The sequence below is a fragment of the Comamonas sp. 23 genome (assembly GCF_049601575.1).
In the GTDB taxonomy this organism is placed as follows: domain Bacteria; phylum Pseudomonadota; class Gammaproteobacteria; order Burkholderiales; family Burkholderiaceae_C; genus Comamonas; species Comamonas squillarum.
The window spans coordinates 1,492,415-1,512,976 of sequence record NZ_CP187127.1 but is presented as its reverse complement, the minus strand read 5'-3'; the positions used below and the strand labels follow the sequence as shown (position 1 = coordinate 1,512,976).

Annotated in this window: 18 protein-coding genes, 1 tRNA gene and 1 pseudogene; 5 read left to right on the top strand and 15 right to left on the bottom strand. The window is 60.7% G+C overall.

The genetic code is table 11. The features are described from left to right. Positions 1-118: 118 nt before the first annotated feature. A pseudogene (locus ACPEE1_RS06750) lies at positions 119-385 on the bottom strand (integrase core domain-containing protein); the annotation flags it as partial. Positions 386-1,059: 674 nt separating this feature from the next. On the opposite strand from ACPEE1_RS06750, the gene ACPEE1_RS06745 reads away from it, so the two are divergent. From ACPEE1_RS06745 to ACPEE1_RS06735, 3 genes are all read left to right on the top strand, one after another. Then, positions 1,060-1,404, top strand: coding sequence for a hypothetical protein (locus tag ACPEE1_RS06745; RefSeq protein ID WP_423935641.1), 345 nt, complete (start codon positions 1,060-1,062; stop codon positions 1,402-1,404). 516 nt (positions 1,405-1,920) lie between these two features. Next, positions 1,921-3,186, top strand: coding sequence for a glutamate carboxypeptidase (locus tag ACPEE1_RS06740; protein WP_232539418.1), 1,266 nt, complete (start codon positions 1,921-1,923; stop codon positions 3,184-3,186). A 250-nt stretch (positions 3,187-3,436) separates the two neighbouring features. Further along, positions 3,437-3,934, top strand: a complete 498-nt coding sequence (locus tag ACPEE1_RS06735; RefSeq protein WP_116927123.1) for a DUF421 domain-containing protein — start codon at positions 3,437-3,439, stop codon at positions 3,932-3,934. Here ACPEE1_RS06735 and aliA read toward each other — a convergent pair. The 4 genes from aliA to ACPEE1_RS06715 are packed head-to-tail and all read right to left on the bottom strand — an operon-like array spanning position 3,931 to position 8,379. Beyond that, positions 3,931-5,565 (bottom strand): cyclohexanecarboxylate-CoA ligase, encoded by a 1,635-nt coding sequence (gene aliA / locus ACPEE1_RS06730; RefSeq protein ID WP_423935639.1) that lies wholly within the window; start codon positions 5,563-5,565, stop codon positions 3,931-3,933. The genes ACPEE1_RS06735 and aliA overlap by 4 nt on opposite strands. A 60-nt stretch (positions 5,566-5,625) precedes the next feature. Continuing rightward, complete coding sequence (gene aliB / locus ACPEE1_RS06725) at positions 5,626-6,777, bottom strand: cyclohexanecarboxyl-CoA dehydrogenase (RefSeq protein WP_116927121.1); 1,152 nt, start codon at positions 6,775-6,777, stop codon at positions 5,626-5,628. A 24-nt stretch (positions 6,778-6,801) separates the two neighbouring features. Beyond that, complete coding sequence (gene badI / locus ACPEE1_RS06720) at positions 6,802-7,584, bottom strand: 2-ketocyclohexanecarboxyl-CoA hydrolase (RefSeq protein ID WP_182343179.1); 783 nt, start codon at positions 7,582-7,584, stop codon at positions 6,802-6,804. Between the two features lie 30 nt (positions 7,585-7,614). Continuing rightward, positions 7,615-8,379 carry a glucose 1-dehydrogenase gene (locus tag ACPEE1_RS06715; RefSeq protein ID WP_182343181.1) on the bottom strand — a complete coding sequence of 255 codons (765 nt, stop codon included), beginning with the start codon at positions 8,377-8,379 and terminating at the stop codon, positions 7,615-7,617. Positions 8,380-8,460: 81 nt separating this feature from the next. Here ACPEE1_RS06715 and ACPEE1_RS06710 point away from each other — a divergent pair, with 81 nt between their 5' ends. After that, a complete protein-coding gene (locus ACPEE1_RS06710; RefSeq protein ID WP_116927119.1) occupies positions 8,461-8,979 on the top strand; it encodes a MarR family winged helix-turn-helix transcriptional regulator in 519 nt (172 codons plus the stop codon). Positions 8,980-9,174: 195 nt separating this feature from the next. Here ACPEE1_RS06710 and ACPEE1_RS06705 read toward each other — a convergent pair whose 3' ends face one another. The 4 genes from ACPEE1_RS06705 to ACPEE1_RS06690 all read right to left on the bottom strand — a co-directional run bounded on the left by ACPEE1_RS06705 (position 9,175) and on the right by ACPEE1_RS06690 (position 14,298). Continuing rightward, positions 9,175-11,295: a hypothetical protein gene (locus ACPEE1_RS06705; RefSeq protein WP_182343182.1), complete on the bottom strand. Its 2,121-nt coding sequence runs from the start codon at positions 11,293-11,295 to the stop codon at positions 9,175-9,177. A 737-nt stretch (positions 11,296-12,032) separates the two neighbouring features. Next, positions 12,033-12,554: a hypothetical protein gene (locus ACPEE1_RS06700; RefSeq protein ID WP_182343184.1), complete on the bottom strand. Its 522-nt coding sequence runs from the start codon at positions 12,552-12,554 to the stop codon at positions 12,033-12,035. A gap of 431 nt (positions 12,555-12,985) precedes the next feature. Further along, entirely contained in the window at positions 12,986-13,933 is a 948-nt protein-coding gene (locus ACPEE1_RS06695) for a hypothetical protein (RefSeq protein WP_260720190.1), read from the bottom strand. A gap of 221 nt (positions 13,934-14,154) precedes the next feature. After that, on the bottom strand, positions 14,155-14,298 hold the full coding sequence (locus tag ACPEE1_RS06690; protein ID WP_165841243.1) for a hypothetical protein: 144 nt from the start codon (positions 14,296-14,298) through the stop codon (positions 14,155-14,157). Positions 14,299-14,830: 532 nt separating this feature from the next. Here ACPEE1_RS06690 and ACPEE1_RS06685 point away from each other — a divergent pair. Next, positions 14,831-14,907 (top strand) — tRNA-Arg (locus ACPEE1_RS06685). Positions 14,908-15,065: 158 nt separating this feature from the next. Here ACPEE1_RS06685 and ACPEE1_RS06680 read toward each other — a convergent pair. The 6 genes from ACPEE1_RS06680 to acpP form a co-directional block, all read right to left on the bottom strand. Continuing rightward, entirely contained in the window at positions 15,066-16,538 is a 1,473-nt protein-coding gene (locus ACPEE1_RS06680) for a DegQ family serine endoprotease (protein ID WP_423935634.1), read from the bottom strand. Positions 16,539-16,757: 219 nt separating this feature from the next. Continuing rightward, positions 16,758-17,519: a sigma-E factor negative regulatory protein gene (locus tag ACPEE1_RS06675; protein ID WP_423935632.1), complete on the bottom strand. Its 762-nt coding sequence runs from the start codon at positions 17,517-17,519 to the stop codon at positions 16,758-16,760. Positions 17,520-17,575: 56 nt separating this feature from the next. Continuing rightward, entirely contained in the window at positions 17,576-18,211 is a 636-nt protein-coding gene (rpoE, locus tag ACPEE1_RS06670; RefSeq protein WP_182343191.1) for an RNA polymerase sigma factor RpoE, read from the bottom strand. 61 nt (positions 18,212-18,272) lie between these two features. Next, positions 18,273-18,734: a hypothetical protein gene (locus ACPEE1_RS06665; protein WP_423935630.1), complete on the bottom strand. Its 462-nt coding sequence runs from the start codon at positions 18,732-18,734 to the stop codon at positions 18,273-18,275. Between the two features lie 211 nt (positions 18,735-18,945). Next, positions 18,946-20,190 (bottom strand): beta-ketoacyl-ACP synthase II, encoded by a 1,245-nt coding sequence (gene fabF, locus ACPEE1_RS06660; protein ID WP_021027955.1) that lies wholly within the window; start codon positions 20,188-20,190, stop codon positions 18,946-18,948. An 84-nt stretch (positions 20,191-20,274) separates the two neighbouring features. Continuing rightward, entirely contained in the window at positions 20,275-20,514 is a 240-nt protein-coding gene (gene acpP / locus ACPEE1_RS06655; protein WP_021027954.1) for an acyl carrier protein, read from the bottom strand. Positions 20,515-20,562 lie beyond the last annotated feature (48 nt).

Genomic DNA, 20,562 nt, shown 5'->3' with positions numbered 1-20,562 from the left:
CACAATTTATAGCCAGCGAACACGCCCAAGTGCCGACATTGGAGTTCAAGCCAGCGAGCCATCAACCTGAGATAGCCACGAAGTTGCATGGTGAGGTACCGAAGTACAGCGCGCAAACCTAGCTGTTGATCTGTAATAGGTTGTTCAATCCACGTCGGGAGGCTGGAGGCTTGCGGCCGAAGGCTGAGTGCGGTTTTCGGGCGATGTAGTAAGACAAGAAGGCGGGGAACCACGCAGTGCGCTCTTGGCTGTTCTCCCATATGCACCCGTAAGTCCATTCACGCAGGCACGTCTGGATGAAACGCTCGGCCTTGTCATTGGTTTGCGGGCCATAGGGCCGTTTGAAGGTGTATTTGATACCCATGGCTTGGCAGATACGCGCGAATTCTTAAGGCTGCTCATCCGGCAGAATTCCTCGGAGTTGCTGAAGCGTGGTCACACCAGTTTGCCAGACTTGTCCAGCTGAACAAGCTATTGAAACATCACATGTAGGCAAGCCTCGGAGAATCACCCACCCCTGCATCCGTGACGTCAGCCGGACCCAGAGATCGTGGAGGTCATCGTCCTTTTCGAGGCTGCCTTCCTCCAGCGCAGACAACGTAAAGTTAAAAGGAAGACGCATTGCATTTGCATTGGGGAGAGCCGGGTCAGTCTGGCTAGTGGATCAGGGATAAGCGCCCACCCCCACCTCTGGCTCGTCCAGCCGTTGTCTACAACGACCAGACCTACATATCCAACTCCCGCACCGTTGTGGAAAACATCCACAACAGCACCCATGTGCATGTAGTCAACACGGCTCCAGTGGCAGAGTCAGCCCGACCTGCAATGACCACTGGCGAGCTCCCCGACGGCCACGGGGGCGCGCTGGCAGCCGGCGTAGCAGCGGCAGGCGGCTACGCACTCAGCCAACGCCAGACCATCGACCCGGCTAAGATGCCAATCAGCCCGGGCGTGCAGCCTATGGTCCGCCCCAGTGCCGTGGCACCCATGCAGCCGCTTCCAGACTCCCATGCCCAGACAACCCCGGAACCTGCCCATCAACGGCCCGGCGGGTTGACCATGCCACAACCGATGGCACAGCCGCCAGCACACGGCCAACCCCTGGAAGCACAGCACACACAGCAAGCGCAAGCGCGCCAGCAGCAAATGGCACAGCAGCGCGCACAGCAAGACCAGATGCACCAACAGCAGATGGCGCAGCAACGGGCCGAGCAGCAGCAATCACGCCAACAACTGATGGCGCAGCAACGCGCCCAACATGAACAGATGCAACAACAAATAAGAGCCCAACAGCATGCACAAGCAGCGCAAATACGCCAGCAACAGATGCACCAGCAAGCGCAGTCAAGCGCCCACCCGCAGCTTCGTGAAGGCCAACATGGCGAACGCCGCGACCGCCAGTAAGTCCGCATGGCTGTGTCTGGTGCAGCAGCGGTGCAGGCCATGTGCGGGCTGTGCGGGATGGCTTAATCGCCATACGGGGCGCAATCTGCTGCACGCACCAGAACGGGAAGCCTAGGCGGCATTCGCCAGCCTATCCCTGGGGCGACACCCTAGGGCGATGGCTGCACAAACGCAGGCAAGGAGTGTCCTCTTTGCGTCGACCTGAGCGCTCTGATTCGGTCCCAGGGGAAGGTAGTGCCGCAGCCGCGGACGGCTACACGATCAACGATGGAGACAACGAAACCCATTGCTTGGCCGTGGTCACGCAGGACCATGGGTATGGCCATATCGCTGCATCCGCGTCGTCAGCGCCGGCATCGCGCCGTGGCAGCCCGGAATGGGCCAATGCGATGACAGGGGGCAATGGCCACAGCGCTTGTCTCAGCCGTGACCGCGTTGACGGGGTGCCGTTCTTATCCTTGCATCCGTCGCATGACAATCCCGTGACCCTTTCCGCGGTCTCCTCCCACACCCAAAATGAACATGAAAAAAACCTTGCTGGCCATCGCCGCTGCTGCGGCCCTTTCTTTGAGCGTATCGGGCTGCTCCGACAGCAGCGCCTCCTCGCTGCGCTACAACGCCACGCTGGACCAGGCTTCGCAGGCCGAGAAGGCGGCCGTCCTCCAAACACTGCAGGAGCTGGTCAACATCGAGACAGGTACCAATGACCCCGTTGGCATTCCGCAGATGGGCAACTACCTCGAAGCCCGCCTACAGGCACTCGGCGCCAATGTGGTGCGCCATAAGGCAGAGGCGGGTGTGGTGGGCGACAACATTGTCGGCACGTTCCAGGGCAGCGGCACCAAGAGCCTGCTGCTGATGGCCCACATGGATACCGTGTATGCGAGCGGTATCCTGGCTACGGCGCCTTTCAAGGTCGAAGGCGACAAGGCCTATGGCGCCGGCATTGCCGATGCCAAGGGCGGCATCGCCGTCATCTTGCACAGCCTGGGCCTGCTCAAGGCGCAGAATTTCAGCAAGTTCAAGACCATCACGGTGATGTTCAACACCGATGAGGAAAAGGGCTCCTTCGGTTCGCGCGACCTGATCCAGAAGCTGGCCGCCTCGCACGACTATGTGCTGTCCTACGAGCCTTCCGGCCTGGAAGAAGGCTTTGGCACTGCGACCTCCGGCATTGCCTATGTACAGGCGGTGGTGCATGGCAAGGCATCGCACGCAGGTGTGGCACCGGAGGCGGGCATCAATGCGCTGACCGAGGCCTCGGCCCTGGTGCTGCGCACGCAGGACATCCAGGACAAATCCAAGGAACGCGGCTTTAACTGGACCACGATGACCGCTGGCGGCAGCGCCACCAACATCATCCCGGACAAGGCCGTGGTCAATGCCGACGTGCGCTATGGCAAGAACGAGGATCTGGACCTGATGAAGGGCATGCTCGACAAAGCCGCATCGACGCCCCATGTGCACGGCGCCACCATCGACATCAACCTGACCCGGGGCCGCCCCGCCTTCAACGCCAACGACGAGGGCGTCAAGCTGATCCAGAAGGCGATCACCATCTATGCCGATGTGGGCGGTAAATCGCAGATGTACACCACGCGCGGCGGTGGCGGCTCGGACGCTGCCTATGCCGCGCTGTCGGGCAAGCCAGTCATTGAGGGTCTGGGTCTGCCCGGCGCCAACTACCACTCCAACCTGGCCGAGTATGTGCTGACCGAGCCCATCGCGCGGCGCCTCTACCTGTCGGCACAGCTGATCTCCGATCTGGGACAGGGCATGTAATCCACCCAGCCCACCTCCCCTGTGCAGGCGCCAGCCAACACTGGCGCCTTTTTATTTATGGGGCCCGCCCCATGCACGCGCGGCACTGATGCGTCAGCGGAACTGGCGAAAAAAGACGACGATGCCGGGGCCTGCCAGCGTACGCGGCAGTATCGCGCCCGGCGGCCACTGCGGACTATGATGGCCGGGTCAGTGGGCAGCCCGAGGGTTCATGCAGGCGCTGCCCGCCCCCAGCTTGAGGAGTCATGCCATGTTCTCTATGAGTGTTCCTTGGTGGGAATTTGTCGTTCGCGGCTTTGTCGTCTACGCATTCCTGCTGGTGTTTCTGCGGCTGACCGGCCGGCGCCAGATTGGGCAATACGACCCCTTCGATCTCATCCTGCTGCTGATCCTGTCCAACGCCGTGCAGAACTCGATGAATGCAGGCGACAACTCGCTGATCGGCGGGCTGATCTCAGCCACGACTTTGATCGCCTGCCACTCCATCGTGGCGCAGCTGAGCTACCGCAGCAGGCGGGTGTCGCGCTGGGTCGATGGCATTCCCAAGCGATTGATATCCAACGGCCAGGTCAACCGCCAGGTGATGGATGCCGAACTCCTCACCAGTGATGACCTGAAAGCGGCGCTGCGCGGCGCAGGCTGCCTGCACACCTACGAGGTGGAGCAGGCGACGATTGAGACCAACGGGCAGATAACGATTGTGCTGCGCAACCGCGACAGCTCCTCGGGCGCGTCGGACGCGGTCTAGGCCTTGAGCTGCTCGCGCAGCTTGAACTTCTGGATCTTGCCCGATGGCGTGGCCGGCATGTCTGCGAGCACCACCAGGCGTTCGGGCAGGTAGTGCGGCGCCAGCTTCTGCGTCCGCAAGAACGCGGTCACATCGGCCAGCGCCGGCTCGGCTGCGCCGGGCTTGAGCACGATCACCGCGCAAGCCCGCTCACCCAGGCGCTCGTCCGCATAAGCCACCACCGCGGCCTGCGCCACGGCCGGGTGCTTGTAGAGCAGAGACTCCACCTCCACCACCGGAATGTTCTCGCCACCTCGGATGATCACATCCTTGCTGCGGCCGGTGATACGGATATAGCCTTGCGCATCCATGCGCGCCTGGTCGCCGGTATCGAACCAGCCGTCATCGGTGGTGGCATTGAGATGCGGGCGTTTCAGATAGCCACCAAAGTTGGAGTTGGCCCGTACCCACAACTGGCCAATCTCGCCGCGCGGGCGCTCCTGGCCCAGGTCGTCCAGCACCTTGACCTCGGCGCCGGGCAAGGGCAGACCGTCGGTCTCCACCGCGCGCTGCGCGCCATCGCCGGGCAAGGTGGTGGTAACAGCGCCGTTCTCCGACATGCCCCAGGCCGAGATGATCTGCGCGCCCAAGGCCGTTTGCGCCTGCTCCACCAAGGGGCCGGGGATGGGCGCGCCGGCACACAAAAAAGTGCGCAGGCTGGGCACCGCCCCACTGGCAGCCACTTCGCGTGACAGATCGGCCAGAAACGGCGTCGACGCCATCGTGAACGTACAGTGCCATTGCCGTATCAGTTGCGCCGCCGTGGCGGCGTTCCACACATCCAGCAGCACCGCCGTGGCGCCCAGCATCACCGGCATCATCAGCCCGTACATAAAGCCGGTCTGGTGCGCCATGGGCGACGCCATCAGCACCACATCGTCACGCCCCAGCGCCAGGCGCTCGGCATAGGCGTTGATGTTGGCCATCAAGGTATTGGAGGAGTGCATCACGCCCTTGGGCTCACCCGTGGTGCCGCTGGTGTAGATGAGCTGGGTGATGGCATCGGGCGGGACCCGGTGTGAGCTCAGGACCTGCGCGGCATCGGCATCGCGCTCCCAGGCGGGCTGGGTCAGCAGCGCCTCAAAACTGTCTACACCGGCACCACCGATGGCGACCACATGCTGGAGCTGCGGCAACTGTGGCTGAATGCCTTTGAGCATCGCCTCGTAATCGACATTGCGAAAGTCCTTCAGCACCACGACCAGCTTGGCCTCCCCGTGGCCCAGCATGAAGAGCAACTCGCGCTCCCGAAAAATGGGCATCAGGGGGTTGAGCACCGCGCCGATGCGTGCGCATGCCAGGTACAGCACCGTGAACTGCCAGACATTGGGCAACTGGCAGGCCACCACATCGGCAGGCCGCACACCCAGTCGCCACAAACCGATGGCCACGCGGTCGGCCATGCGCGCCAACTGCGCATAGTTGAAGGACTGCGCAGTGTCCTCGCCCGTGCGCTGCGCCACCAGTGCCAGCCGGTCGGGCCAGTGCTGCGCCGCCTGGTCCAGCGCATCGTTGATGGTAGTGTCGCGCCACCAGCCCTGGCTGCGCATCTGCGCACGGCGCGGCGCCAGCAATACGGCATCAAATTGCATGCTTGTCTCCTGTGGGTTGGGGCTCCGCGCTGGTGGGCCGCGCTTGGTAGCAAATCACGGCTATGCCGGCACGGCCTGCCTGCCCGCCCGGTCGCGGGCAATGATGGTCTTCATGACCTGGGCGGTGCCGTCACCAATCTGAAAGCCCAGCACATCGCGCAGGCGCTGCTCCATCACGCCCCGGTCATAGCCGCCATGTCCCAACATCAAGAGGCACTGGTGGATGCAGTCATAGGCCAGCTTGGGGGCCCACCATTTGCACATCGCCGCTTCGGCGCTGTGGGGCTTGCGCTGGTCCTTGAGCCACAGCGCCTGCAGGCACAAAAGGCGTGCGGCGCTGACCTGCGTATCCAAATCCGCCAAAGGGTGCGACACGCCCTGGAACGCCGACAAGGGCTTGCCAAAGGCCTGGCGCTGGGTGACGTACTGCCAGGCATCGTCGAGCGCCGCACGCGCCACGGCCAGAACCTGCAAGCCGATCAGCGCGCGTGAATAGTCAAAGCCCTGCATCACCTGCACAAAGCCCTGGTTCTCCTCACCCAGGCGATGCGAGAGCGGCACACGCACATGGTCAAAAAACAGCGAGCCCCTGCCAATGGCGCGCTGGCCATGGCAATCCAAGCGGCTGCGCGTGATGCCAGGCAAGTCCATCGGCACCAGCAACGCCGTCACGCCATGCGCGCCCGATTCCACCGTGCCGGTGCGGCCAAACACCACGGCGATATCGCACTGGTCTGCGGCAGAGATCGAGGTCTTCTCGCCGTTGATCACATAGCCTTGTGCATCGCGCTCTACGCGCAGGCGCAGGTTGGCCGCGTCCGAGCCACCGCGCGGCTCGGTCAGCGCAATGGCACACAGCGCCTCGCCCGCCACCATTTTTTGCAACCAGCGCTCCGCCACCTCCGGCTGGCCGTGGGCGGCCAGAATCTGCGCATTGAGCGAGGCCAGCAGCGGCACATAGGACATGCTCAGATCGGCGCGCGCCAGCTCCTCATGCACCACGCCAGCGGCCAGGCAACCCAGGCCCTGCCCGCCCAGCTGCTCGGGCAGCTCAGGGGCGATCAGGCCCATGGCGCCCATCTCACGCATCAGGGCACGGTCCAGCACGCGGGTCCGGTCGCGCTCCAAAAAGCCCGGCGCCACGCGCGCATCGGCAAACCGGCGCACCGATGCAGCCAGGCTCATCAAGTCATCGTTCAAGTACGGATTCATGGACACCTCTTGCGGCAGGCTGCGTTACTTGGCGTGTTTGCGGAAATCGGGCTTGCGCTTTTCCTTGAGCGCAGCCACGCCTTCGCGCGACTCGTCGGTGTCGTAATACAGCTTGAGCGCGTACATGCCCATGCCGGCAATGCCCGCCTGGTGCGCGGTGTCCATGTTGAAGCTGCGCTTGGCAATCGCAATCGCGGTGGGGCTGCGCTCGCAGATAGTCTCGGCCCATTCCTGCACGGTGGCATCGAGCTGCTCTGGCGCCACGCAGATATTGGCCAGGCCCATGGCGACCGCCTCTTCGCCGGAGTAGCGCTTGTTCAGGTACCAGATCTCGCGGGCCTTTTTCTCGCCCACCACGCGCGCCAGGAATGCCGTGCCATAGCCCGGGTCGACCGAGCCCATCTTGGGGCCTACCTGGCCAAAGATGGCCTTGTCCGAGCAGATCGTCAGATCACAGATGGTGCACAGCACATTGCCGCCGCCAATCGCATAGCCCTGCACGCGGGCAATCACCGGCTTGGGCACATTGCGGATGGCGTCGTGCAGCTCTTCCATCGGCAGGCCGATGGTGCCACGGCCATCGTAGTTGCCATCGTGCGCCGACTGGTCGCCGCCGGTACAAAAAGCCTTGTCGCCCGCGCCGGCCAGCACGATGCAACCCACGCTTTTGTCATAGCCCGCCTTGTTCAGCGCGCGGATCAGCTCGTCGCAGGTGGTGCCGCGAAAGGCGTTCATCTTCTCGGGCCGGTTGATGGTGATCCAGGCCACATGGTTGCGCACGTCGTAGAGGATGTCTTCAAATTCCATACCAGTCTCCTTATTTATTGGGGGGGGCCTTCAGCCGGCCATCGTCAAGCCGCCCGATACGCTGATGACCTGGCCGGTCACATAGGAGGCGTCGCCCGAGGCAAAGAACAGGATTGCGCCGGGCAGGTCCTCGGGCTGGCCGATGCGGCCCAGCGGGATCGCACGGGTAAAGGCCTCGAGCAGCCTGTCGGGGTTGCCCGCGCCCTCCTTGTAGCTGGCAAACAAGGCGGTATCGGTGGGGCCGGGGCAAACCACGTTCACGGTGATGTTGTGGCGGGCATGCTCGCGTGCCAGGGTTTTGGACAGCGCCACCAGCCCGCCCTTGCAGGCGGCATACACCGCCTCGCCTGAGGAGCCCACGCGCGCCGCGTCAGACGCGATGTTGACGATGCGCCCCGCCTTGCGCTCTGCCATGTGCGGCAGCACCGCGTGGTGCATGTGCAGGGCACCCACCAGGTTGATGGCAATGAGCTGCTGCCATTCGCCCTCATGGGTCTTGGTGAAGGGCTTGAACACATCCCAGCCCGCGTTGTTGACGAGCACATCAATCGCAGCCCATTGCTCGGCCTGCTGCACTGCCGCATCGACACTCGCCCGGTCGGTGATATCACAGGCCAGCGCCTGCGCTAGGCCGCCCGCCGCTGCAATCGCATCGGCCACCGCCTGTGCGGCGCCCAGCTGCTTGTCGAGCACGGTCACCCGGGCGCCTTCAGCGGCAAAGCGTTTGCAGGTAGCCCCACCAATGCCGCCACCCCCACCGGTTACTACAACATGTTGCCCATCAAAACGTGCCATGATCCCACCTTTCTTTTGCATTGCATCGTTTAATTAGACAATATATTTACACAAATGCCATGCCATGGCAATATCGGAATCATGAGCAAACTCGCCAAAGACCCTAGAGAAAACCCGCAGCAACTGCGCACCGACCTGGCCAATCGTCTGTATTTCAAGCTCTACCAATGCGCCAACATGTTGCATAAAACTGGGACCAAGGCCGTTGAAGCCCAGGGCCTGACCACACAACAGTGGGCGGTGATGGGCGCGCTGTCGCGGCCCGAATCAGAGCAGGGCATGGGCATGGGCGACCTGGCCCGCTACCTGTTGGTGAGCCGCCAGAACCTCACCGGCCTGCTGTCACGCATGGAGGCCGCCGGCTATGTGCACAGCGTGCCCGACCCGGCAGACAAACGCTCCCGTCTGGTGCAATTGACGCCAGCCGGGCAGCAGGTGTGGCAGCACGATGCAGCCGAGTCGATTGGCCGCTATTACGAGCAGGCGCTCGAGGGGTTCTCGAGCAATGACATGGTTCACACCCTGCACTACCTGCTCAAGCTGCTGGACAACATGAAGGCGATCGATGCGCAGCAGAATGCGGGCAAGGAGGAGAGTTGAGCGCAGCTCTTTTCCGCGCATGCCGGCAGAGCCGGGCAATGGCTGCAAGGATTGACCGGCACCAAGTGGCTTAAGAACGGTTACGCAGGCCAGGGCCGAAATCAATCAATACATCTACGTTGCCCTGGTTGGCGATACACGGCCTGCGCATACCTGGCTTGCGGTCTTTACCCCGTCTCCACCGCGTCAACTCTGCTACAAATTAACGCGCAAAACTGCACTCTCACTCGCTAGAACCAGGGTGCGGTCATCCAGCGCAGTCAGACCGTATACCCAGTTAAGACTGCCGGGCAGCGCTCCAAGACGGACACCCAGGTTACCCAGCGCTTCGCTGCCAGCCACCAAGCGAAGACCACCGCCGGGCTCCATGGCATAGATAGCACTACTTCCCCCGACAAAATCCGGCTGCGTTGACGACACAAAGATCTGGCCGGAAGGCGAAACGGCCATCTGGTCAAAGGTGGAAACGTCGCTTTCACTTCGCCATAGCTTGCTGGGTTCTGCGCCCTGCCCATCAACGCGGTACACCGCAGCACGCCCGCTGCTGCTGTACAGGTAGACGCGGCCTTGCGAGTCGACCTTGCTATTCCATAGCTGCCATGCCGGCGAGTAGTCCGGGAAAGGCCGCTCCAATACCTGGCCTGGCGTGCCAGCATAGGTGGTCACGCTGCCATCTGGGGTGATACGGCGCAAGGTCTGTCCATACCACAGTCGCAGCACTCGAGGGCTAGGAAGCGCGACACCGCCTCGCTCATATTCATACGCCGGTGCATCGATGACCCAGAGGTTGCCAGCCTGGTCGAACGACAGACCTCTAGGCGATGCAAACCGCGCTTGCAAAGCAGAACCGTCTGCATAGCCCTTCTCTTCGACGTTGCCCGCAAATACCGCCAGACTGCCATCGGCCTTCAGTTGCATGATGGCGCAGCCTGAGGCATAGAAGATGTTGTCGTTCCCATCGGCGGCAATCTCCGTCACGCGGTCAGATAATTTGCCGGGCAATGTAGTAACAGCGCCATCGGGCCTTATTTTTCTGACAACTTGGCGATATGCATCAGCATTGGAGTACATGCCCCCATAGCCCTCAAGCACGAAAATGTCGCCTTTGGCATTGACCGCCATGCCGTTCATCACGCCCGTGAAGCGCGCATTGGACCCCAGGCCATCCACCGAAATACTATCAACGTTGGCGCCCACCCAGGAGCTGACCTTTCTGGTTTGCAGATTGATCCTGCGCAGTGCGTTGGAATCCTCGCCAATGAGCAGATCACCATCAGGCAATTGCACCATAGAGGACGGGCGCTGCAAACGCGCATCCTCGCCCACACCATCGTTCACGTGCCAGAGGTCCAGATGCGCATCCGGAATTCCCACGAACGGCGTGAAGGAGCCGTCCAAACCCAGCTGGACAACGCGGCTGCCCTCCAAGGCATAGAACGACGTGGCGCTGGTCTGCACCAGATTACTGACATTTGTACGCAACTCGTTGGCATTGGACATAGTGTGGACCTGACCGTCCAGTGTGATGCTGCGGAAATGCCTCCTATCCAGCGCCAGAAGGCTGCCGTCCGGTTGCCCGAGCAGTTGGATGAGATCGACAAAGCCTGCTTCGCTGCCTTGACCATCCCTGCGCTCTAGCGGAAGACCTTGCCGCCCCGCAACAGTAACAATCTGACCACCGCTCGTCAGCTTACGAACCATCATGTCTTCCGGCATTCCAAACACGGTTCCTTTGTCGATAAAGTACAAACTACCGTCCGCACCCAACACCGGGGATGCCACATAACCCATCCGTGCGGACGCGCCATCGCCATCGGCGTAGCCAGCCTCCGAAGGATTTCCGGCAATGGGTATCCAGCCGGTGTCGCTTTGGCGGTAAACGCAGGCCAAAGCAAAGGCATGAAGCCGCCCTTGGGCATCTGCAGCTATTTGGTATTCTGAACCTGCAGGGGGACCTGGAACGAGACTGAGCTGCGCATCCTGGTCGACCTTCGCAAGACGACCACCATTGATCGGGATGTAGACAGTGCCACCGGGAGCAATACTCAAGTAATTACGAATTGGCAACCGCGCCTCTGCGCCTTTGCCCTCCAGCAAACCGGCTCCGCCCAGTTGACCAGCCAGAAGAAAAATGCCGGGCTTCTGCACAGCGGGTGGAGGTGCTGGCACCACTTCACCGCCCTCTGAGTCAGAACCTCCGCCGCAGCCTGTCAATACCAATGCCCCCCCACCGAGTGCAGAAAGAAATACCCGCCGACTAAGCCCGTCCAGGCGCACCAAGCCACTTTTCTGTGATTCATTCTGGGTAAATTTCAAGCCACTCTCCTTGTAATTCATCTATCAAATAGCGATTCCACAAAACACTATAGATGAAATACTTTCAACCCATCCAGCATTTGGCACTGGGACCCGGAAATTCTGATGCCCATACTGAGCAATCCATTTACTCCGCCAACAATGCTCGGGGAGCATTTGACTGCGTCCATTGACTGCTGTGGATTAAAGTTGCATTCAATCCAACCGAGGACTTGAAGCCACGCAGACATTGGCTACCGCGGTTTTCCATCGTCCAGAACCCGCGCATCAAACAGCGCCGCCAACGATAGTCGAAGCACCTCCAAATAACATGGATGGACGGTTTCTCTACGTAGAAATCCGGTTGACATACCAGAATCAGGCCGTGCTGAGGAAGAGAATGAATCACGCTTATGCAACAAACTGCAACCACCCCAACTTGCTCCCACGGTGCGAATCTTTGCTGACGTTCTGAAAAAGTATTCAGTATTCATAAGACCTCGTACAGGGCGTTGCTTGCAACCAATGCACAGCAAAAACCAGCCCTCAATGGCCAGTTTCGACTACCACGAAGATCGGAAAAGCAGTGATGCAAACCCAAGAGCGAGCCAAGAAAATCAATTCACGTTTTCTTGCCACTCAAGGGCACACCGCAATACGCCCAGCCTCGGTCTCAGCAAGGGTTCGAGCGATCCGAGCCCATCCTATTGGGCGAGCGCATTGCAAAGGGCCCGAGCATGTGCGCGAGCGCCATGCATTCAACGGATTCGGCATCTCGGATAGGCTTCCGCTTCCACTACCGAGCCATCTAGGTTCGTGATGTCCATCGTGCAGCCACTTCCATCTGGGCTCTTGCGCAGGTGAACCCGGTATTGCTTGCCCCTTTCGCCAACAACGAGCTTGTTCTCAGCACTACAACCTCTGCCCGGCGAGATCGATTTGGTACCGAAAGTCGTGTTCGTGGATGTTGTCGCGTACTGAAACCAGCCACCGGATATCACCACAGGTTGCCCGGCAGGCGCAACAATCTTCCAAGGACCTTTCAGGCTTGAATCGCGGTAGTAAGAATCCATTGATTGCATATATGCAACCCCCTGCCGGCTCTTGCACAGATTGGCGTTTCTGACAGGATTGATCTGCGCGGTAAAGCCGGTATCTATCCCGAAGTCAGACTCCAGAAAAAAAACCGGGTCGTCTGCTGCACCAGCATAGTTATATTGCGGTTTGGGCCGCGTCACGCATGCACCGAGGCATGCTGCCAAACCCAAGATCAACGCCATGTGTGCGACATGGGCGCTCTTTATTTTTGAAAGCCTCTGCACGGCGACCTCTTCTATCGGAAAAATAAAGCCGATAGCATAACCGCCTGAGCCCTATTGAAAGAGTACACCGGCCCTTGACTGGGCAAACGAATGTAAACACAGCCTTTCGCTTAAGCAATGAGGGGGGGCTAATCAGAGAAAGAAAGCTCCCTTGGCAATACAGCACAAGTGTCCTATTACGGTGGAATTGGTCGTCAGCCAAAAACGAGAAATCTGACGAGAACAAGATACCCCACCTCTCGTCAAGGCTTGCCAGTGCGTCGAATGAGCATGGCACCGCAAGCCAACAAGCCAAGCGATAGCGTCGCAAACATTCCGTGCGAGAGCACTGGAACAGGTATTGAGGTTGCGCCGACCGGCGCAGCAGCCTCCCCGTCTTCATCGGCAATCTAAATGGAAGCCACCGATGTGCCCGCCAGCAAGCTGTAGCCGCCAGGGTTGGCCGCTGGCACGATGGCGACCGACACGCTGACCTGGCCATCGCCTCTCACGGTATTGGCGGTGGCCGTGACCGTGCAGCTCGCCGTGCTGGCGCCCTCTGCAATCTCCAGCGGACCGGCGCAACCACTGTAGCGCGCCGTGTCCCCGGAGGTGCTCAGCCCCACGGTCAGCGCAGCCTGCGCAGGCCGGCTCAATCTCAGGGTGCAGCTAGCAGTTTGCCCGTCGGAATCCAACAGCTGCGTCTTGTCGCACAGTATGGAGGCCGTAGGCGGCACCACTTCGAAGTTGGCCGATACCGAGGCCAGCGGCCCGACCACTTCGATATTGTCGATGGCGCCAACAAAGCCGCTGGATCCATTGCCGGCGCCACCCTCGACGGCAAAGACCACCATGTCGGCAAAGCGCGGGTCGGCCTGGAAGTCCGAAAATGGCCGTCGTATGTTGGGATCAAAGCCACCTTGCGCCGCACTGCGCCCTTGCCAAACGATGCCGTGGAGCATATCGGCGGTGGTCCACTGGTTGAGGCCCACACCGTGCACGCCGGCGATGTCCGGGGTGTAGACCAGGGTCTGCGTATGCACCCCTTGCGCATTGCGCAGGTACAGCCGCAGCACGGGCGCCTGGTCGACCACATCGGTGCTGTGCACCAGCCATTGGTAGGAGACGGTGGTCAGCTCCGACAGCTTGCCGAAGGTGGCAGCAGGGTAGTAAGCGAGCCCGGCCTTGGACGAGGTGACAGGCAAGTCAAGGCGCAGCGAGCCATTGCCGCTGTTGGGAAAGTCGGTGGTGACCCAGGCCAGGCCTGCACTGGTCTGCCCCACCTGCCCCCACTGGTCGGGGCCGCTGCTGCCCCATTGGAATGTCGCCTCCGGCACCACATCCGCTGCGGCAACCACGGCAGCGCTCGCGCCCGGTGCCCATAAGCATGCCCAAAACCAGACCGCGCCTACTGAAAAAATGCGAAACAACAGCTTCATAGTCACTTCAAACGTTGGAACGCATTGTTGCTTCTAGATGTAAACAAGCCCAGCGTTTTATTATTTATTTCTATCGCAATGATGTTTTTTGGGAATGCGTGGAGGGGCCAGAGGCGACGGTGTCAGCACGGAGCATGCGGTCATTCCGCCGTTTCACGGTGCCAGCGCAGGCTTAAAAATCCCAGCACCAGTGCGAAGACCGTCAACAACACCAGTAGCAGCCCACCCAGCTTGGGAGCGGGCCGAGACAGGACACCAGACGCCTGCTCGGTCACGGCCTCCATGCTGTGTCGCACACGGTGGAAAACCGTGCCATCGTCTGGCGCAAGCGCCGTGGCGGCAGCCTGCATGTCAGGGCTGGGCACCGCCACCCCTTGTGCCCATGCGCTGGCCCGCCGTCCTGCGTAGAGCCCTTGGCTATCTGCCCCTGTGTGCTGTGACCCCAGGTTGTGGGCTGCCGACAGGTCTCCGGATGAGGCAGCCGTGGGCACGGCATGCGTGAGCATGCAGCCCGATGCCATCCACCAGCCTAGAACCAAACACCTGCACCACCTCATATCAGCAGCCATATACAGAAATTAACAATGTCGCTAACTATCGGACTGTGCCTGCCAACGGTCAATCCCCAAAATTAGTGAATATCTACTACGGCTGCCCTGGGCGCTGCAGGCTGCTGGCCTCACCTCTGGTGCCGCAATAATGGGCGCAGCACCTCCAGATCCGGATGCAGCAAGTGCCTCTTGACCACCGTGCTTGCTGCCAGCACATCAGAAAGATGGCAGTGATCAAAAATTGCGTGCTATAATCGACAGCTTAGCGGCTGTAGCTCAGCTGGATAGAGTACTTGGCTACGAACCAAGGGGTCGTGGGTTCGATTCCTGCCAGCCGCACCAAACGTAAAGCCTCAGAGTAGCAATGCTCTGAGGCTTTTTCGTTGCTGGGTATTGGGTATTGGGCAGTGCCTGGCTCTTTCACACCCATCCATGAAAAAAGCCGATTTCCATGGCGGAAACCGGCTTGTGGTCAGCACAGCGACAAAGCGCGCAGTGACTTACTTGGTCGGGCGGATCAGCACATATTGCGTCCACTCACCGCGGCGGAACAGCACGTTGACGGGCTTGGACTTGTCGGCCTTGGCCACGGCAGCGTCGAACTGCTTGACGTCATTGATCTCGGTGTTGGCAATGCCCAGGATCACATCACCTTGCTTGAGACCAGCACGGGCAGCGGCTTCATCGGCCGACACAATCTGCACTCCACCCTTGAGGTGCATGGACTTGCGCTGCGCATCGGTCAGATCCGTGACCACCAGACCCAGTTGCTGGGCAGCAGTGGAAGGCTTGGACTTCTCTGGCTCCTTGCTGGTGGCAGCAGCGTCTGCAGCAGCATCCGACGGAATTTCGATGATGGTGATCGGCAGGTCCAAGGTCTTGCCACGGCGGAACACCGTGACGGTGCTCTTCGAGCCTGGCTTGGTGTTGCCCACCCAGCGCGGCAGATCCGCCAGCTTCTCCAGCGGCTTGCCATCGAACTTGGTGATGATGTCACCCGCTTCGACGCCCGCCTTCTCGGCGGGCGAGCCGCTTTCCACACCCGTTACCATCGCGCCCTGGGCCTTGCCCAGACCGATGGATTCAGCCACATCCTTGCTCACGGTGGAGATTTGCACACCAATCTTGCCACGCACCACACGGCCGGTGGCGCGCAGCTGGTCGCTCACGCGCACCGCTTCATCGATAGGGATCGAGAACGAGATGCCCATGAAGCCACCCGAGCGCGAGTAGATCTGGCTGTTGATGCCCACCACCTCGCCTCGCATGTTCAACAGCGGGCCGCCCGAGTTGCCGGGATTGATGGCCACATCGGTCTGGATAAAGGGCAGGTAGTCGCCCGTGTCGCGCTGCTTGGCAGAGACAATGCCGGCGGTCACCGAGTTTTCCAGGCCAAAGGGCGAGCCGATCGCCATCACCCACTCGCCCACGCGCAGGCGGTTCACGTCGCCAATCTTGACGGCGGGCAAGCCGGTGGCATCGATCTTCACCACAGCCACATCGGTGCGCTTGTCGGCGCCCACGATCTTGGCCTTGAACTCGCGCTTGTCGGTCAGCGTCACGATCACTTCATCGGCACCATCGACCACATGCGCGTTGGTCATCACATAGCCGTCGGCCGTCAGGATAAAACCCGAACCCAGGCCGCTGGGCACCTCATCGCCATCGCCGCCGGGGCGCTGGGGGCGTTGCTGCTTGGGGATGCTGGGCACCGGCAAGCCAAAGCGCTTGAAGAACTCCAGCATCTCCGGATCGAGGCCGCTTTGGCTTTGGCGGTTGGACACCTTCTCCATCGTGCGGATATTGACCACCGATGGGCCCACCTGGTCGACCAGGTCGGTGAAATCGGGCAGGCCACGCACCACAGCAGGTGCAGGGGTCTGGGCCGCTGCCGGCAGCATCATCGCGCTGCTGACGGACAGGATGGCCGCCAGTGCACTGATCTGAAAAGGCTTCCAACGCTTTAGAGACATATCACTCCTCAATTTGACAATATGGCGGCACCGTATACGCAGTGATTCAATCGCGTCGCTCGTGGTGCCCTGCCGCAATTGGAGGGGCAATAGGCCTCAAGGTTCCAAGCGTGCATCACCATCAGATAGGCAGCAAAACCCAGGTTTCAAGCCTTTGCGCGCGAAAGGCATAAAAAAACACCTGCCATGCAGGTGTTATTTGAGGGGTTCAGCGCATCATCAGCACAAACGTGAAGCCTTGTCGGCGCAGCCATCGCTGCGCTTTTCGGCATTGAAAGTGGCATTGCGCAAGAAGCCCGCTGGCATTTGCAGGTTGGCGGTGCCGCCAATCTGCCCGCGTGCCGCCAGCAGCTCATCCAGGCGCGGATCGCGCAGCATGATGCTGGAGTTCTGGCCCACCGTGACCTGCTGCTGCACCAGGCCTTGGGCATTGGACGCGGCAGACCTCGGTGATGCAGCCGAAGCAACCACCTGCGGCGCAGCAGCTGCTGCCATCTGCTGGCGAGCCTCATTGCCTGCGCCACCCGAGAGCAAACCGATGCTGTTCCAGCCGACCATCGCCACAGCGGCCACGGTAGCAAAGCCAGCCACCATCTTCCAGCGGAAGACCGAATGGTTCGCAGCATCCTGCGCGGCTGGCTGGACGGTCTGCACAGCGGCAGCGGCCACCGCCGGCACGGCGACAGCACCAGGCACGGGTTGGCCCTGGTCGGCCAACGGCGGCTCCAGTGCAATCTTGGCATTGAGCGCATCCAGGAATGCCAGGCTGTCGGAGCACGGTGTGTGCGCCGAACGCATCAGATTGCCAATGACCTGGTAGGACTGCACCGAGGCGTAGCAGGCCTCGTCCTGGGCCAACTCCGGCAGCTCGGCCAGCAGCTGGCCGAGCGCCTGGTCGTCCAGCTCACCATCGACCCAGGCGGACAACTGCTCACAGGCCGCCTGCATGCTCATGTTCGATGCTTGGTTTTCGAGATTCATAGCCATATTCCTAGCGGGCCCCAGGCCCTTGCAGCCAGTCATCACACTCATATCAGCTACCAACGCTTGCCAGACTGGCGTTCAAGCATGGGCTTTACCTTGGCGGAAATCGCCTCGCGGGCGCGGAAAATACGCGACCGTACCGTACCGATGGGGCAATCCATCGCAGCGGCAATGTCTTCATAAGACATGCCTTCAATCTCACGCAGCACGATGGCCTGTCGCAGGTCCTCGGGCAACGCGTCCATCGCCGTGTTCACCGCCTGGGCAATTTCCTGGGCGGCAATCACCGTTTCAGGCGTCTCATCGGTCGTTAGTTCGCGCCCGGGCACATAAGTTTCATCGTCATCGTCTTTTCCGCGCAGCGCGCTCTCGGTCATCACCGGGTTGCGGCTGAGCTCGACCATCGCCTTCTTGGCGGTATTGACGGCAATTCGGTACAGCCAGGTGTAGAACTGCGCATCACCCCGGAACTGCGGCAGCGCGCGGTAGGCGCGCAAAAAGGTTTCCTGGGCCAGATCGGGCACCAGATCCACATCGCGCACCATGCGCCCGATCAGGCGCTCGATGCGGCGCTGGTACTTGAGCACCAGCAGGCCATAGGCTTTTTGATCTCCTGCCACCGTGCGCTGCACCAGGTGCAGATCGCTGTCATTTGCATTCGGGGTACTGGCCGTTGGCGTTCCCGTCATAAAAGAGGCCCTCTTGGCGCTACAAGCTTGCAGCTATTGTTGTGGTTGTTCAGCTGTAGGCTTACACCTGATGGATGTTCTGCGGTTCAGCGGCAAGCGACGAGTATAAAACCCGACGAATATCCGGCCAGCGCTCTGGATTAGCGGCTCTCGCCACAAGCAGCCACTGACTGGGGCACCGGCTTGGCAACCCCTGGGCCTGCAGCAATATCCAGGATTGCCCATCCATCAGCACGGTCAGTGGCCCCAGTTCCTGGCGCTGCTCCAGCGCCAACGGGGCTGGCCCAAGGCACCACTGAGAGCCAGTCCAGTGCAAACAAGTTCCCTGCGGCCACAGCGGCATGCGCCAGACCAGCCCTAACGCCAATGCCATTACCGCCACTGCCAAGGCGCGCGGCAAGGCCGTAGGAGCTGCTGCATGCATCCAGGCCAGGCACAGCAGCGCGACCAGGCAGACCCAGCCGGCCAACAGCAGGCGGACGCGGCTTGGGCTCACCAGCGCAAAGGACTGCAAGGCCATCAAGGCAGTTGGGCGATGGTGGGGCATGGCTGGGCGGCTATTGACAGAGGCATCACCCCATTCTGCAGTGCACCCATCAGCGATCCCGCAGGGCAAACCCCGTGTTGAAGCGCCAACACCGTGCTGACCGAAGCAGCGCAAAAACAACAAAGGCCTCTGTCACAGAGGCCTTATCCCAGCGTGGCTGGTGTGACGCACCAGGCGCCAACCACCATCAAACGCGTTTGAACACCAGGGTGCCGTTGGTACCGCCAAAACCAAAGTTGTTCTTGACGGCGATGTCCAGCTTGGCATCGCGCGCGGTGTTGGCGCAGTAGTCCAGATCGCATTCCGGATCCTGGTCCACCAGATTGATGGTCGGAGGAATCTTCTGGTCCTTCAAGGCCATCACGGTAAAGACGCTCTCCAGACCGCCAGCACCACCGAGCAAATGGCCGGTCATGGACTTGGTCGAGCTGACCACCAGCTTCTTGGCATGCTCGCCCATGGCTGCCTTGATGGCATTGGTCTCATTGAGGTCACCCAGCGGCGTGGAGGTGCCGTGGGCATTGAGGTAGTCCACCTGGTCGGCGTTGACACCTGCATTGCGCAGAGCAGCCAGCATGGCGCGGCGCGGGCCGTCCATATTGGGCGCGGTCATGTGACCGGCGTCAGCGCTCATGCCGTAACCCAGCAACTCGGCATAGATCTTGGCACCACGGGCCTTGGCGTGTTCGTACTCTTCGAGCACTACGATACCGGCACCCTCACCCAGCACAAAGCCGTCACGGCCCTTGTCCCAGGGGCGCGATGCCGCCTTGGGATCGTCATTGCGTGTGGACAGCGCGCGCATCGCTGCGAACCCCCCCACACCCAATGGAGAAACAGTTGCTTCGGTACCACCTGCAATCATGACGTCGGCATCGCCGTACTCGATCATGCGACCGGCTTCACCAATGCAGTGCAAACCTGTCGTGCAAGCAGTCACCACCGACAGGTTCGGGCCCTTGAAGCCAAAACGCATCGATACATGACCTGCGACCATATTGATGATGGACGCGGGAACAAAGAAAGGCGTGATGCGACGCGCACCACGGCGCTCATATTCACCGTGCGTGTTCTCAATCAGTGGCAGACCACCGATACCCGAACCAATCACACAGCCAATACGAGTTGCGAGCTCTTCATCCAGTGCCTCGCCCAAAGGCAGGCCGGCGTCTTTCACTGCCTCTTGGGCAGCGGCAATGCCGTAATGAATGAAGGAGTCCATCGTGCGTGCTTCCTTGGCACTCATATAGGACTCAAGGTCGAAGCCCTTGACCTCACCTGCAATCTTGCAGCTGAAATCCGTGGTGTCGAACTTGGTAATGAGGTCAATGCCGGATTGACCGGCCAAAATGTTGGACCAGGCTTCAGCAACCGTGTTACCCACGGGGCTGATGCAACCCAGACCAGTCACGACGACGCGACGGCGACTCATGCGTTACAACTTTCTTGTTGATCTCTCGGAAGATTGGCAGCAAGACACTTGCGCCACAAGGGCGCCAAGTGCATGCGCAATCAATTAAGCCTTTTGGTGGCTGTTGGCGTAGTCGATGGCGTTCTGCACCGTCGTGATCTTCTCTGCGTCTTCGTCAGGGATCTCGATCTCGAACTCATCTTCCAAAGCCATCACCAGTTCCACGGTGTCCAGCGAGTCAGCGCCCAGGTCGGCTACAAAAGCCTTTTCGTTCGTTACTTGAGACTCTTCCACGCCGAGTTGCTCGGCGATGATTTTCTTGACACGTGCTTCGATATCGCTCATGGTTTCCCTCTGGGGGTTGTGAATGAACCCGCGATTCTAGCTGCTTCA